The organism is Lapidilactobacillus dextrinicus DSM 20335 (genome assembly GCF_001436095.1).
Taxonomy (GTDB): domain Bacteria; phylum Bacillota; class Bacilli; order Lactobacillales; family Lactobacillaceae; genus Lapidilactobacillus; species Lapidilactobacillus dextrinicus.
This window is the reverse complement of the sequence record NZ_AYYK01000008.1, coordinates 215372-229972: the sequence shown is the minus strand read 5'-3', so window position 1 is coordinate 229972 and position 14601 is coordinate 215372. Positions and strand designations below refer to the sequence as shown.

Annotated in this window: 12 protein-coding genes; 4 read left to right on the top strand and 8 right to left on the bottom strand. The window is 38.4% G+C overall.

Annotated features, from left to right (window positions below):
- Positions 1 to 95 precede the first annotated feature (95 nt).
- Positions 96 to 734 carry an SDR family oxidoreductase gene (locus FC84_RS05455; protein ID WP_057756605.1) on the bottom strand — a complete coding sequence of 213 codons (639 nt, stop codon included), beginning with the start codon at positions 732 to 734 and terminating at the stop codon, positions 96 to 98.
- Between the two features lie 176 nt (positions 735 to 910).
- A complete protein-coding gene (locus FC84_RS05450; protein WP_057756603.1) occupies positions 911 to 2032 on the bottom strand; it encodes an A/G-specific adenine glycosylase in 1122 nt (373 codons plus the stop codon).
- A 192-nt stretch (positions 2033 to 2224) separates the two neighbouring features.
- On the opposite strand from FC84_RS05450, the gene FC84_RS05445 reads away from it, so the two are divergent.
- Positions 2225 to 3322: an SLC13 family permease gene (locus FC84_RS05445; RefSeq protein ID WP_057756682.1), complete on the top strand. Its 1098-nt coding sequence runs from the start codon at positions 2225 to 2227 to the stop codon at positions 3320 to 3322.
- A 126-nt stretch (positions 3323 to 3448) separates the two neighbouring features.
- On the opposite strand, the gene FC84_RS05440 is transcribed toward FC84_RS05445, so the two are convergent.
- The 3 genes from FC84_RS05440 to FC84_RS05430 form a co-directional block, all read right to left on the bottom strand.
- The gene (locus FC84_RS05440) at positions 3449 to 4879 is read right to left on the bottom strand and encodes a 6-phospho-beta-glucosidase (protein WP_057756601.1); all 1431 of its coding nucleotides are present in this window, start codon (positions 4877 to 4879) and stop codon (positions 3449 to 3451) included.
- 107 nt (positions 4880 to 4986) lie between these two features.
- On the bottom strand, positions 4987 to 6336 hold the full coding sequence (locus FC84_RS05435) for a PTS sugar transporter subunit IIC (RefSeq protein ID WP_057756599.1): 1350 nt from the start codon (positions 6334 to 6336) through the stop codon (positions 4987 to 4989).
- Positions 6337 to 6517: 181 nt separating this feature from the next.
- The gene (locus FC84_RS05430) at positions 6518 to 7249 is read right to left on the bottom strand and encodes a MurR/RpiR family transcriptional regulator (protein WP_057756597.1); all 732 of its coding nucleotides are present in this window, start codon (positions 7247 to 7249) and stop codon (positions 6518 to 6520) included.
- Positions 7250 to 7462: 213 nt separating this feature from the next.
- Here FC84_RS05430 and FC84_RS05425 point away from each other — a divergent pair, with 213 nt between their 5' ends.
- Complete coding sequence (locus tag FC84_RS05425) at positions 7463 to 8938, top strand: UbiD family decarboxylase (RefSeq protein WP_057756596.1); 1476 nt, start codon at positions 7463 to 7465, stop codon at positions 8936 to 8938.
- A gap of 87 nt (positions 8939 to 9025) precedes the next feature.
- Here the strand turns inward: FC84_RS05425 and FC84_RS05420 are convergent, their stop codons facing one another.
- Together FC84_RS05420 and hemH are read right to left on the bottom strand one after the other, a co-directional pair.
- Positions 9026 to 9319 (bottom strand): DUF1905 domain-containing protein, encoded by a 294-nt coding sequence (locus FC84_RS05420; RefSeq protein WP_057756594.1) that lies wholly within the window; start codon positions 9317 to 9319, stop codon positions 9026 to 9028.
- 51 nt (positions 9320 to 9370) lie between these two features.
- Complete coding sequence (gene hemH, locus FC84_RS05415) at positions 9371 to 10336, bottom strand: ferrochelatase (protein WP_057756592.1); 966 nt, start codon at positions 10334 to 10336, stop codon at positions 9371 to 9373.
- 295 nt (positions 10337 to 10631) lie between these two features.
- Here hemH and FC84_RS05410 point away from each other — a divergent pair, with 295 nt between their 5' ends.
- A complete protein-coding gene (locus FC84_RS05410) occupies positions 10632 to 12041 on the top strand; it encodes a C69 family dipeptidase (RefSeq protein ID WP_057756590.1) in 1410 nt (469 codons plus the stop codon).
- Between the two features lie 184 nt (positions 12042 to 12225).
- On the top strand, positions 12226 to 13341 hold the full coding sequence (locus FC84_RS05405) for an Mbeg1-like protein (protein WP_057756588.1): 1116 nt from the start codon (positions 12226 to 12228) through the stop codon (positions 13339 to 13341).
- A gap of 77 nt (positions 13342 to 13418) precedes the next feature.
- Here the strand turns inward: FC84_RS05405 and FC84_RS05400 are convergent, their stop codons facing one another.
- Complete coding sequence (locus FC84_RS05400; protein WP_057756586.1) at positions 13419 to 14537, bottom strand: baeRF6 domain-containing protein; 1119 nt, start codon at positions 14535 to 14537, stop codon at positions 13419 to 13421.
- Between the last annotated feature and the right edge of the window lie 64 nt (positions 14538 to 14601).

Sequence of the window (14601 nt, the reverse complement as noted above, 5' to 3'; positions counted from 1 at the left end):
AGTTAGATTCTCAACGGACGGATCCCTCATTTCTAGTCAAAAATTGTCTTGAGTATAACACGAAATTTTATTTTTGAAAATAATTAAACTAATGATTAGTACCAAGCCGGCTTATCACCATCAGTATTAGGCTTATTAATCCCTACGGAACGACGAACTTGTTCACTAGGATTATTAATCAAATGTACGATGTAAGTTGCCACACTCTTACGAGATACTTCAGTCCCTTTAAATGCTTCACCTTTTTGAGTTAACTCATAATCAACTTCATCTTTATTATCCAACCAAGCCGGCCGAATAATTGTATAGTCAAGCTCAGATGTTTCGATTACTTTGGCTGCTGCAGCATAAGTTGGCAAGTAGCCATCATCTAACATTTGGTGATTCCATTGACCAAATTTACCAGGAACTTCATCATAAATTCCCAAAGTTGAAACCCAAATCAAACGTTTAATTCCCGTTTGTGTCATTGCTGCCACAACACTTTTAGCTTGTTGTTCAATATTGTGTCCAGCCAAATTAGCATAAACAACGTCAACGCCTGCCATTGCTTGCGTTAAATCAGCAACATTAGCAGCATCGCCATCAATAATTTCTGCACGCCCTGTCTTCTCACTTTGCAAACGATTTGCGTTACGCAAGAATAAACGTAAATCCGCCTTCGCATCAACTAACTGTGCCGTAGCTAAGCGAGCAATCTGGCCATTTGCACCTAAAATTAGTACTTTTACCATAAAAAAGCCTCCTAGGATAATTGCGCTCTACCAAATCTTAATAGGCAAGTTTTAAGGTAGGACGCGTTCTCTCCCCTGCAATTACTAATGTAAAGTAAGTAAATTTTAAATGCAAACAAAAACGTCCAGCATAATCTGTGGACGTTCTAAAATCTTATTAGCAGTTAAAAATCGCACTACTTAAACAAGCGTTGATTAAGTTTAGCTTGAACTGTCGGCATGGGTAATTCGGCAATTTTATCTTGCGGAACCCATTGTCCCGGGAAGAATTCCAAATTTTCTGCGGTTTTTAATTCAGCCGTGACAATCGTAATTTGCCATTTTTGATGCGTAAAGGTATGCGTGATTGGTTTTAGTTCGGTTGGCTGAAAATTCAGTTCCAACCCAGACTGTTCGGCAAAAACAACCGCTAACTTCTCTAAAGCAGAATCGCCAGACACATCGTCAAGTGCTTCTACTTTAATCAAAGGAAACATCCATAAATGCGCCAACATACCTTTTTCAGGTCGTTTTTCAAACAGCCAACCTGCCGGACTATGAATAGCCAATCCGTAATAATCAATTGGCACTGGTTTAGCTTTTTTGGTTCGAACGGGGTAGTTCAATTCTGTGCCATTTTGCCAACTTTGATTAAATTCGCGGATTGGTGAATGAGCACTATCAGGATTTTTAGCTGTCATATAACTTGAGCCCAGATCCATAATAGCCTGATTAAACTCGCCAGGCCGTTTAGGATCAATTAATCGATTCCCAACCTCTTGAAAAACTAACCGTGATTTAGGTTTGGTAATATCTAGATCAATCTCTAGCAATCGAGCAAAAACTCGAAACGCGTTACCGTCAATTGCGGCCACTGGTTCATTGAAAGCAATACTAGCAATTGCACTAGCAGTATATGGGCCAATTCCTGCTAAATTTTGTAATTCTACAGCTGTTTGTGGCCACTGGCCTTGATAGTCGTTTACAATTTGTTGAGCAGCTTTTTGGAGATTACGAGCACGCGAATAATAACCCAATCCAGACCAAGCGTTTAGCAAGTCAGTTTCAGTTGCCGCCGCCAAATCATCAACTGTCGGAAATTTAGCTAAAAAATTTTGATAATAAGGAATAACGGTTTGAACCTGTGTTTGCTGTAACATTAATTCACTAATCATAATATGATATGGTTCTTGATCAACTCGCCACGGTAATTGTCGGCCTTCTTGATCATACCAAACTAACAAAGTCTGCCGAAATTGATTAATTTTTATCGGTGACCAAGTTAAAAATTGTGCCACTTGCTGTGCAATTGATGTCATATACACTACACCCCATGATTCCAGTCTTATTAACGATCATACCATAGCTAGCGGCTGTCTTAATAATTAATGTCATCAATCATTATAAATTAGAAGCGTTATCATTGATTAAAAATACAAAAAAGGGTTGCTGACAGCGGTTTTAAGGCGCAAAATAGGAATGTTGGACTCACGTTGAAAGGATTTTATCTGATAAATATGATTAAATCGATCTTGAAGGATCGGCTCTTACAAATTACAGCCGTTCTTGCAGTATTGAGTTTGATTATGGCAAGACCAAGGTTAGCCGATATTAACTTTGATACTTTATGGTCACTCACTGCGATGATGATTTTGATTCAGATTTTTAATTATCTACACATCCTCGACTATTGTGCTTATCGCTTAACTGGATATGCAAATAATACACGACAACTGGTTTGGTTATTCTTGGCTCTAGGATTCGTAAGTGCCATGTTTTTAACTAACGATGTCGCTGTCTTAACTTTAGTTCCGTTGTATCTTTATGTTGCTAAGCAATATAAGCTACCCGAAATTCTGCCAGTAACTTTAATTACGATGGCAGCAAATCTCGGCAGCGCTATAACGCCGTTTGGCAACGCACATAATATTTTTGTTCTCGCTAAGTTTCACGTTAGCGCGATGCATTTTTTCTCTTGGACAATCCCCATTGCGATCTTTAGTGTCGTTATGGCGTCGGCCTATACTTTTATACTTAAACCAACACCAATCGATCACATTAGTACGCAGAAAATTTATATTCCCCCTCGTCCGACAATTCTTGCTATAATTGCTGCGTTAATCGTTTTTGCTGGTGTTCTAGGCTTTATTCCGTCTTGGGTGGGTACGATTGTTACAGCTGTTTTGGCAACTGCGTTAAAACCAAATATTATGTCAAAAGTAGATTATGCGACAATTTTAACCTTTTTGGGATTTTTCATTATTGTCAGCGACGTTAGTCAAAATGCCATCGTCAAAACAACGATTGCTAGTCTTGTGACAACACCTTCGTCGGTTTATTTCGGTGCGATTGGGGTTAGCCAATTCATTTCTAACGTCCCGACAACGGTGTTATTTGCTAAATTTACCCATCATGTCGCCGCATTACTTTATGGTGCTAACATTGGTGGACTTGGTACTTTAGTAGGTTCTATGGCTAATCTATTGGCCTTTAAACAATATACTCGCTATGGTACCATTGATAGTCGTAAATTCTTAATTCGTTTCACAGCGTTAAACTTATTGACCTTGGCGATCTTTACCTTGTTTGGTTGGTTCGTTATTAAATAAATAATAGTAATAAAAAAACCGTAACTGATATTAATCAGTTGCGGTTTTTCTAATATATGGGCTAGCTCTAATACGATATACGCGTATTAAAGCTATTAGTCATGAAAACTGAGTTGGGAAGTCAGTTTATAATTCATCACCATTACTGGCGATAACATTCTTGTACCAGTAGAATGAATCTTTTGGTGAACGGGCTAAGGTGCCATTGCCCTCATCGTCTTTATCAACATAGATAAAACCGTAACGTTTAGACATTTGACCAGTTCCTGCAGAAACAAGATCAATACAGCCCCAAGGTGTATAACCCATTAAATCAATACCATCATATTCAACAGCTAACTTCATTTGTTCAATATGACGACGTAAATAATCAATCCGATAATCATCATGAATCTTACCGTCTTCAGCAATTTTATCAACCGCACCAAAACCATTTTCAACAATGAACTGTGGTAAATGATAACGATCGTTGAACCAGTTCATACCGTAGCGTAAGCCTTCTGGATCAACTGCCCAACCCCACTCAGATTCTTCCAAATATGGGTTCTTAGTGTGATTGTTTGATTCTACATAGTGATATTCTGGGCTGTCATCATGATCTTCAATTGTATTAGACATGTAATAGCTAAATCCAATGTAATCAACCGTACCTTCGGCTAAGACATCTAAATCTGTTTCGGTAATATCAAGATTATAACCATGACGTTCAAAGAATACTGGCATCCAACTTGGATAGCGACCATTGCAGTGAACATCGGTGAACCAATAACGTGATTGCATGGCTTTTTCAGCCATCATAATATCAGCTGGTTTAGAAGTAAGCGGATAAATAGGAACCATCGCAATCATACAACCAATTTGATTGTCAGGATCAATTTCATGGCCTTTTTGTACGGCCAACGCACTGGCAACTAATTCATAGTGAGAAGCTTGATACATCGTTCTTTCCATATCTTCGCCTGGTTGAACAGTCAAGCCAGAATTAGTCATCAACGCGAAGTCACTGTCATAATTAGTCTGATTATTGATTTCGTTAAAGGTCATCCAGTACTTAACTTTACCTTGATAGCGTTTGAAACATACTTCCGCAAATTTAACGAAGAAATCAATCAACTTACGATTAGACCAGCCACCATATTCTGTAACTAAATGATAAGGAATTTCAAAATGTGACAAAGTAATAACCGGCTCGATATTATATTTATGCATTTCGTCAAACAGATCATCATAAAACTTCAAGCCAGCTTCATTAGGCTCAGCATCATCGCCATTAGGGAAAATCCGTGTCCAAGCAATTGACGTCCGGAAGCACTTAAAGCCCATATCAGCAAACAACTTCACGTCTTCTTTATAATGACCGTAAAAGTCAATTGCTTCATGATTAGGATAATTCTCGCCCGGTAAAACACCATTAGTAATACGACGTGGAACTCCATTGGCACCAGCTGTCATAATATCAGCGACACTGACTCCTTTGCCACCTTCTTGCCAACCGCCTTCTAATTGGTGAGCAGCAACTGCACCGCCCCAAAGAAAATCTTTTCTTAATTTCGTCATTGTTAACCTCTCAATTTTTATAATTTTAGCGCTTTCGTCATCAATTTTACACCATTATCAACAAAACCGGCCAGCGTAAAACGCAGCGACCGGCTTATGTGTGTTAATTATTTAGCTTCAGCTTCGTTAATAATTTCTTCTGTATTTTCACCATGTTCTTGCGCAGATAAGATTTGATCTTGTTTGCGTGCGAATGGTAGGTAAATGAAGAAGGTTAAAACAAGCATTAAAGCTTGCCAAATGGCAATCTTGATACCACCGACTAAAAATCCAGAAATAATTGGTGGTGTTGTCCAAGGAACTAATGTCCCACCAAATAGTGGAATCCAACCTAATCGCATAGCAACCCAAGTTAAAATTGCAGATGTCATTGGTGCTAAGAAGAATGGAACACCTAAGATTGGGTTCATAACAACTGGTGCAGCAAATAAAATTGGTTCATTAATATTAAATACACCAGGAACAAGTGACAAACGACCTAAAGTCTTCCATTGTTCTGATTTAGCAAAGAAGACCATGAAGACAACTAAGCCAATTGTCATACCAGAACCAGTAACCGTCATAAATTGATCCATTAATTGTTGCGTGACAATATGGCCACCATTAGCAACAGTTAAAGCTTTACCTGAATCAAGAATCTTTTGGTTATCCAAAGCATTAGCTTGTAGAAGAGGTCCCATAATACCACCAACAATTGTGGCACCGTGGACACCAAAGAACCATAAGAATGGTACTAAGAAGGCAATAGCTAACATACCACCGAAGGAATCTGTTAAGCCTTGCAATGGTGTTTGAATAGCCTTATAAATCCATTCAGTCATTGTTGAATGTGTTACTTTGTCAAAGAAGAGATAGATTAACATGAAACCAGTGATCAAAACAGTTGCAGGAATTAATGCTGTAAATGATGATGCAACATTAGGTGGCACTTGGTCAGGTAATTTAATTGTGATGTTCTTTTTCAAGAACCAGCTATAAACAATACCGACAATTAAACCAATTAGAATTGCAGCAATCATACCTTTGCCGCCCAACCAATCACGATCAATAAAAGTTGTTTGAGCCATTTGAGCAGGTGTTGCGACAACCTTTTCACCAATTGTTACGCCATTAGATGGACGCATAACCATTAAGAAACAAGTTGCGGCAATCATGCCTGCAGGCAATCCTTCGTAGCCCTCATCGTGAACATAAGAGAACGCAATACCGATAACTGCAAACAATGCCATAATTGCAAAAGAAGCATTATAAGCGACATTCCAGTATGGCACCATTCCGGTTGAGGCCATCCAGTTTGACCACGCTGGAACTGGTAAATTCGCAAGTAACAAGAAAATCGAACCAACGATCGTAAATGGCATGACATAAAGCATACCGTTTTTCAAAGCGCTGATCGGTTTAGTTGAAACAAACTTCATAACTGGCGGTAAAATACGTTGGTTAATAAAATTTTGCATCTAAACCACACTCCCATATAAAAAATTTATGAATAAAATAATTTCTGTAAGCGATTTCATAGCTCACCAATAATCATACTGGGTTGCCTCAAAAATTAAAAGGTATTCAGCCAGTTTTGGTACAAATCAGACAAAAAAAGACATGTTCCAATTAAGGAACATGTTTCTATTGGACGGCTGATCAGCTTTCAGCAAAGCGATTAGCCATTGTTTCGAGCAAGTAGACCACTGGCACTTGCGTTGTCATATTTACGTGATCGCCGGCATTACGTTCCGGCATATAATATGAAATAGTCAAATCCGCTAAAGTCGTAATGGGGGAATGCTCATGGTTGGTGATTGCAACAATTTTTGCGCCATTTTGTTTGTACTCACCTGAACGCATAATAATCTCTTTAGTCATTCCCGAAACCGATAAAACAATAAACAAGGTCTCACTTAAATCCGTATCATTGCGTAATGATGGTTGAAATGGATCCTTAATTGATAAGGCAAACGCGCCGGCGTTAGCTAAGAAGCGCGCACCATAATCGCCCAAACTACCACTACTGCCGATCCCTACAAAAACGACTAACTTAGCTTGTTGAATCATCTTGACGCATTGATCAATCTTTTGGTCAAATTCATCGCGTGAAACTTTAGTAAAGAAATCTGTTAAAGGTGTACTGATGTCGTAACTTGGATAAACATGTTGTTCCGCGTGTAACTCATCGCGAATGACATATTTTAATTCTGAAAAGCCGCTAAGGTTCATCTTTTGGCAAAAACGGCTAATTGTCGTTGTTGAAACATGCGCCTCACTAGCTAACTGGCGAATTGTTAATTGCTGAACCTGCTTAGGATGACTAATAATATAGTTATAAACATCTAGCTCCAACTCACTTAAACTTTTCAAATCAATATTATGAAACATGCCTGCATCACCCCTCTGTTCACATTGTAACATGTTTCGTCGATAAACAGCAGTCCTTGTTGAACTGATCAATTTAGCTAAAACTAATTTTAAAAACTAGCTATAAATATTCTACTATTCCATTTTGTCATCTAACTCATTCGTTTTTGAATTGATGAGGTTAACTGGTCCTTTTATGATGAAGTTGTAAAGTAAAAAGGAGTTGAATCATTCATGAGCTTAGAAAAATGGGACTTACGCAAAGTCTTAGCAGAATTACAGCAACATGACGGGCAATATCATGAAACAGATGTTGAGGTTGATCCTGATGCCCAATTGGCTGGTGTCTATCGTTACATCGGCGCTGGTGGTACAGTTGTACGACCAACACAGGAAGGTCCAGCCATGATGTTTAACAATGTCAAGGGTTTTAACGATACTCGAGTATTAATTGGTTTAATGGCTAGCCGTAAACGCGTCGGCTTAATGTTCCATCATGATTATCAAACTCTAGGTCAGTTTTTAAACGAAGCTGTTACTAAACCCGTCTGGCCAACGATGGTTGAGGAAAAAGACGCACCAGCTCACGAAGTTATCCATCGTGCAACTGATGAAGACTTTGACATTCGCAAATTAGTCGCTGCACCAACCAATACGCCTCGGGATGCCGGTCCTTATATTACTGTCGGCGTTGTTGCTGGTTCAAGTATGGATAAATCTAAGAGTGATGTCACAATTCATCGCATGGTGCTCGAAGATAAAGATAAAATCGGCATTTATATTATGCCGGGTGGTCGTCATATTGGCGCCTTTGCTGAAGAATATGAAAAAGCTAATCAACCAATGCCAATTACCATTAGCATTGGTCTTGATCCGGCTATTACCATTGGTGCAACCTTTGAACCACCAACCACACCTTTTGGTTACAACGGGCTAGGTGTCGCTGGTGCTATCCGACAACAACCCGTTGAATTAGTTAAAGGTATTACTGTTGACGAAAACGCCATTGCCCGTGCTGAATATACGTTGGAAGGTTATATTATGCCCAATGAACGTATCCAAGAAGATATCAACACCCATACTGGTAAAGCTATGCCGGAATTTCCTGGTTATGATGGTGACGCTAATCCTGCTTTACAAGTGATTAAAGTTACCGCCGTCACTCATCGCAAAGAAAATCCTATCATGCAGTCCGTTATCGGTCCTAGCGAAGAACACGTTAGTATGGCCGGAATCCCTACGGAAGCAAGTATTCTCTCGCTAGTAGAACGTGCTATTCCTGGCAAAGTGTTAAATGTTTATAATCCACCAGCAGGTGGTGGCAAATTAATGACCATTATGCAAATCCATAAAGAAAATGCGGCTGATGAAGGTATTCAACGTCAAGCAGCTCTTCTAGCCTTTTCGGCCTTTAAAGAATTAAAAACGGTTATTCTGGTTGATGATGATGTTGATATTTTCGACATGAATGACGTGATTTGGACAATGAATACACGTTTCCAAGCTGACCAAGATCTAATGGTCTTGCAAGGGATGCGCAATCACCCACTTGATCCATCTGAACGGCCTGAATATGATCCTAAATCAATTCGTTTCCGCGGTATGTCTTCAAAATTAGTTATCGATGGAACCGTACCCTTTGATATGAAAGATCAATTTGAACGAGCTCAGTTCCAAGAGGTTCCTGATTGGGAAAAATACTTGAAATAAGAATTTAGTACATTATCTAAAAAGCTTAAATGACTGAGGAAAGTATTTAAAAAATGCCCTAGACAATGATTGTCTAAGGCACTTTTTTTATGCTTTTTCTTGAACGGTAACTATTAATGAATCTCCAATTGTTTTATGGAGTTGCTCACGAATTGCCTTGCGGACACCAATAATATAACAAATTGAGCCATCGGGATTTTTAACGCCCATATTAATAATACTGCCATCATAAGGGACACCATCAAAGGTGACATGGACTTTGACACGACCACGCCCAAACTCTTCCCGAATATCGTAAGGAAAAACCACATAAGCGCCACCCTTACCCACTTCTGAAGCTTTAATTACAGCTGTATATTGATAAACTTTATTCTTCGCCATAAATAGCCCTCCCTAATTCAAACTACCGTGCTAATAAGCATGAAGTTTCGACTAGTGATGCTCTTTAACCGTTTCATGGTCAAGGACGATTTTTTCAAGTAAGTCAGTAAAAACGGGACTATCGTTAAGCGGATGTAGATAAGTAAAAATTTCGCCGCCATTTTTCATGAAATAATCACGATTCTCATGTTCAATTTCTTCAAGTGTTTCTAAACAATCTGCAACAAACGCTGGCGTTAAAACAAGAATACGTTTATTACCTTGTTGAGGTAACTTCTTCATAATATCCGCGGTTGCCGGTGTTAACCATTCACTAGGGCCAAATTTTGATTGGTAAGTTTGTAGATACGGGAAGTCACCAATCAGTTCCATAACTTGCCGAGTGGTTTCATCACATTGCTTGGGATATGGATCACCATGTTTAACGTATTTCTGCGGAATCCCGTGATAAGAAAAAATAATCTTATCATATTTTTCGTGAGCCAATTCTGCCTTAATCTGATTAGCCATGTACTTAATATAAAGTGGTTCACGGTAAAAACTCTGTTGGAAATAAATTTGCGGAATATTAGCTTTATCCTTAAAATAATCGCTAACCTGATCAAAAACCGGTGCAACTGTTGTTTGTGAATATTGCGGGTACATCGGAATTACGGTTAATTCTTCCATGCCCAGCGCCATCATCTCGCTTAAGATATCTGGCACAAATGGCTTACTATAACACATCGCGTAACGTACCATTTGATCAGGAAACTTCTCTTGTAATTGAGTTGCTTGGCGTTGAGTGTAGTACAACAGCGGTGATCCTTTTTCATCGGACCAAATTTTTTGGTACAATTCAGCAGAATGTTTAGGCCGTGTCGGTAAAATCATTAAATTTAAAATCAGCCACCAAGGCACACGAGGCATATCAATAACTCGGCGATCTCCTAAAAATTTACGTAAATAACGACGTACCGGACCTGCTTTTGGTTGTTCCGGTGTGCCCAGATTTACTAATAAAATCCCTTTTTTCATTAAAAATCTTCCTGTTCATCAGTTGGTATTACTTGTTAATCGTGTAATATTATACACTGACAACAGACCAACTAACGGCTTTCAACAAAATTGTTATCTTGTTGAAATATAATAACAACTGTATTTCCTAATTAACAACTTCGTTTTATTCTAATCGAGCCTAACATCATCAATTTATACTTGTGATTAAATGAAACTAACGTGACAATTTAATAACGAACGTTTGGTTATCTTTATTTTTTATCAAAATTGACCTACAATTATTAACAAACATCTCTACTAAGGAATGATAATTATGATAAAACGTAAAAAAGGTTCCTGTACGACAATTTTAGTTGGTAAAGACGCAACCATCGATGGTTCAACGTTGATCGCCCGTAACGAAGACGGTGCTGGTCCTCTTGACCCCCAAAGATTTGTTGTTGTTAATCCTAACGAACAACCCAAACATTACAAAGCCGTTTTAAGTCCGGTTGAACTAGATTTACCAGATAATCCATTACGTTACACCTCAACACCTGAAGCTGATCTTTCAAGCGGTATTTGGGCTGCTGCTGGTATTAACGCTAATAATGTTGCCATGACTGCTACCGAAACAATCACGACTAATTCACGTATTTTAGGCGTTGATCCATTAACTAAAGACGGTCTTGGTGAAGAAGATTTCGTCGTTATAACGTTGCCTTACATCAATTCTGCTCGTGAAGGTGTCAAACGTTTAGGTGCGCTATTAGAGAAATATGGTACTTATGAAACTAACGGTATCTGCTTCTCTGATAAAGATGAAGTTTGGTACTTCGAATCCATCGCTGGTCATCACTGGGCTGCTATCCGTATTCCTGATGATGCCTACGTTGTTGCACCTAACCGTTTCAACATTGCTGAATTTGATTTCAATTCTGACGATACAATGTTTGCAGCCGACTTACCTGAATTAATTGAAAAGTATCACTTAAATCCAGATCGCGACCAAGTTAACTTACGTCATATTTTTGGCAGTGCCACAATTAAAGATACCCGCTATAACAATCCTCGTGCTTGGTATGGCCAAAAATACTTCAATCCTGAATTTGATACTGATCCTTTTGATCAAGACTTACCTTTCATTTGTCGAACAGACAAGAAGATTAGCATTGAAGATGTTAAATTTGTCTTGAGTTCACATTATCAAAACACTGTTTATGATGCATACGGTTCATTAGGAACTGCTGAAGAAAAGAAATTATTACGGCCAATCGGTATCAATCGTAACCAAGAATTACACATCCTCCAAATTCGGAATGATGTCCCTGCAGAAATTGCCGGTATTCATTGGTTAGCATTTGGTCCTAATACCTTTAACGCCGTTGTACCATTCTATGCTAACGTTACTGATACACCAGAAAATTATAAGAATACAACCACTGAATTGAACCCTAACAATATTTATTGGTTAACAAACATTATGGCTTTAATTGGTGATAGTAACTTTGATTTGTATGAAGATGAAGAAAATATCTTCGAACAAAATACTGTTGCTGCTTGCCGCCATTTACAAATCGAAGCTGATCAAGCATACAAGTCCCACACCGACATCCAAGCTTACCTAGGCGATATTAATAATCAAATGGCTGACTTGTATCAAAAAAATGCCAATACCTTATTAGGTCAGATGTTAGCCTTTGGTGAACCAAAAATGAATTTGAAATTCCAATTACATGACTAATAAATAACCACGATTAAAGTGCGAGCAAATTAATTTGCTCGCACTTTTTTATATCGGACTCTAGAAAAAACTCAAATCATTTCAACCGGTTCCGTTATAGATCACCCGACGATTTTCTTCGATTTAAGCTTGGATTCAGTTATACTAATAGTGACAAATCTTATTAGGCCACGAGGTGACAGCATTGAAAAACATTATTAATTACCTTGAAAATTTTGGTCCGCAAACTTTTGCTCAAATGCCCTTCAACGAGTTGGATGCGACGATTCTAGCCCAACTGGCTTACCTTGATTACACGATTTTAGAACGTCAGCCTAGTTATAAATTTGCAGCAATTAATGATCAAAAACTTCTTAAAAGCGCGATTAAACAAACTTGGAATCCTCAGGCAAACTTGAAATTATTGCAAGCACTGCAAAAAAGTCGCCGTTATCAAAACTTAAAATGGCATAATTGGGAAACAAAAACTAATGTTAAAGCCGAAGAACAATTTAGTGCTGTCACGCTAGAATTTGCGCCTAAACAATATTTCGTCGCTTTTCGCGGAACAACTTCCACGCTAGTTGACTGGAAGGAAGACTTTAACATGACTTTTCTAGAAACAATTCCTTCCCAAAAGTCGGCACTACAGTATTATCAACGCATGACTCGATTACACCCAGGGCGTTTCTACATTGGTGGTCATTCTAAAGGTGGTAATCTTGCTACTTATGCTGCTATTCATAGTCAAGGAATGGCGCAACAAGTACTAAAGGGCGCTTATAGTATTGACGGTCCTGGTTTAAAGACACCATTGCCACTAACGATCAAAGTTAAAATCCACAAATTCATTCCGGAAGCTTCAATCGTTGGCTTGTTATTAGAACCCGAGGCAAATTATCAAGTGGTTAAAAGTAATGGCGCTGGTATTAAGCAGCATGATCCCTTCACTTGGCAAATTAAAAATAATCACTTCCAACTAATTGCTGCACCAAATGAACTGTCTCAATTCACCCAACATACAGTTACTAACTGGCTAACCAGTCTTGATGATGCCACCAAACAAGAATTTTTAGACTCGTTATATACCATCCTTAAAAATATCGACGCCGACCAAATTGATAACATTGAACAAAATTGGCTCACGACTTTAAAACTACTAGCTCCAGAAATCCTTAATTCCAAAAATGAAACCAAACAACAATGGCGCTTTGTTACCAATAAACTACTAAATTCAATTTTTGCAGAAGCAAAAATCATCATTGATACAAAACGCCCTCATTTAGAACAACTGTACAGTAAACAATTGAAAAAGCACTAATATCTAATTAAAAATCCCCTAAGGCTTCAACACAGCCTTAGAGGATTTTTTGATAGATGTTTTATTTATTTCAATACTTAATAGCGTAATACCGCTAATAAACTCTTTTCACCTGGAACGGCCTTTTGATCAAGAATATGAGCTTCACCATTGTTCTTGAGGGCATTAATCGTCATCGTATTCAAGACTTGACGCCGATCATATTCAGCATCAGGATCTTCACCATAGCCATCAACCAGATTAGATGTGGCAATAAACAAATTAGCTACGCGACCATCTTCTGTCATTGGGACAATATCAACCAGTTGTTCAATGAACTTTCCATTTAATAAATCTTGATACTCAGTCACTTCTTTTTCAGCTAATTGTTTGGCAATTTCTGGAATAGCCTTCTCACCAATCTCGTTATCAGTTAACGTTGATGGTGACATACTGATTGCTGCATCTGTACTGAAGAAATCTGCTTTCGCATATTTCTTAAACATCGTTTGATTCTCAGGTAAAGCAAAAAGATACAGCGGATAGCCAGCTTCGTTATCTAAGTCACTGCGTAAGAAAGTATCAACAGCTTGATAATAATTCTTCCAGTCGATCTCTACTTCTTCATCCTTAGTATTAACACCGTGATAAGTAACACCTTCCTTAGATCCTGTACCACGCCCTTGGGAAGTGTAACTTAAACTACCGTCACGTGTTTCTTCGCCTAATGCTGTTGGGACGTCAATCGGTGCTCCATCTGGTAAATCAACTAAGCTAATTTGCTCATTATCAACAAAGTAGAGCTTCATTGAGTCACGATTCAATGCCAGCAAATAGTAAGTGTAGTTGAATTGCGAATTACGAATGGCCGCTAATAAGTAGGGGGTGTCCCCAACATAATACTGATCATCCGTATGAATACTTAAGTGATGAACCAATGTGTCACTTTCTGTTAAAAAGATCGCTACACTTGTTGAAGCACTACGCCAAAAAGACTGATCTGTTGCTAATGCATCTAGTTTGGCTTGATAGCTTTCCCAATTAGCATCAGGATATTTTTTTTCAAAACGTTTCTTTGCTTCTTTAGCAAAATTCTTAAATTTAAGTTGTGCTTTTTCAACACCTTGATGATCCGCGGGAGTATTAAGCATAATTGTTACAAAAGGTCCCGTCGCCTCTTTTAACTGCATTAATAGTTCCTTGCCTACTTTAGTCATAAGCGATTCCCTCCTATTGGTCATTATTCATACAGATGGGGATAATTATTATCCGATGACGGCG

Coding starts and splice junctions, on each gene's coding strand:
- hemH (WP_057756592.1), bottom strand. CDS start 10,336: ATGAAAAAAGGGATTTTATTAGTAAATCTGGGCACACCGGAACAACCA.
- FC84_RS05410 (WP_057756590.1), top strand. CDS start 10,632: ATGATAAAACGTAAAAAAGGTTCCTGTACGACAATTTTAGTTGGTAAA.
- FC84_RS05425 (WP_057756596.1), top strand. CDS start 7,463: ATGAGCTTAGAAAAATGGGACTTACGCAAAGTCTTAGCAGAATTACAG.
- FC84_RS05400 (WP_057756586.1), bottom strand. CDS start 14,537: ATGACTAAAGTAGGCAAGGAACTATTAATGCAGTTAAAAGAGGCGACG.
- FC84_RS05430 (WP_057756597.1), bottom strand. CDS start 7,249: ATGTTTCATAATATTGATTTGAAAAGTTTAAGTGAGTTGGAGCTAGAT.
- FC84_RS05440 (WP_057756601.1), bottom strand. CDS start 4,879: ATGACGAAATTAAGAAAAGATTTTCTTTGGGGCGGTGCAGTTGCTGCT.
- FC84_RS05435 (WP_057756599.1), bottom strand. CDS start 6,336: ATGCAAAATTTTATTAACCAACGTATTTTACCGCCAGTTATGAAGTTT.
- FC84_RS05455 (WP_057756605.1), bottom strand. CDS start 734: ATGGTAAAAGTACTAATTTTAGGTGCAAATGGCCAGATTGCTCGCTTA.
- FC84_RS05420 (WP_057756594.1), bottom strand. CDS start 9,319: ATGGCGAAGAATAAAGTTTATCAATATACAGCTGTAATTAAAGCTTCA.
- FC84_RS05450 (WP_057756603.1), bottom strand. CDS start 2,032: ATGACATCAATTGCACAGCAAGTGGCACAATTTTTAACTTGGTCACCG.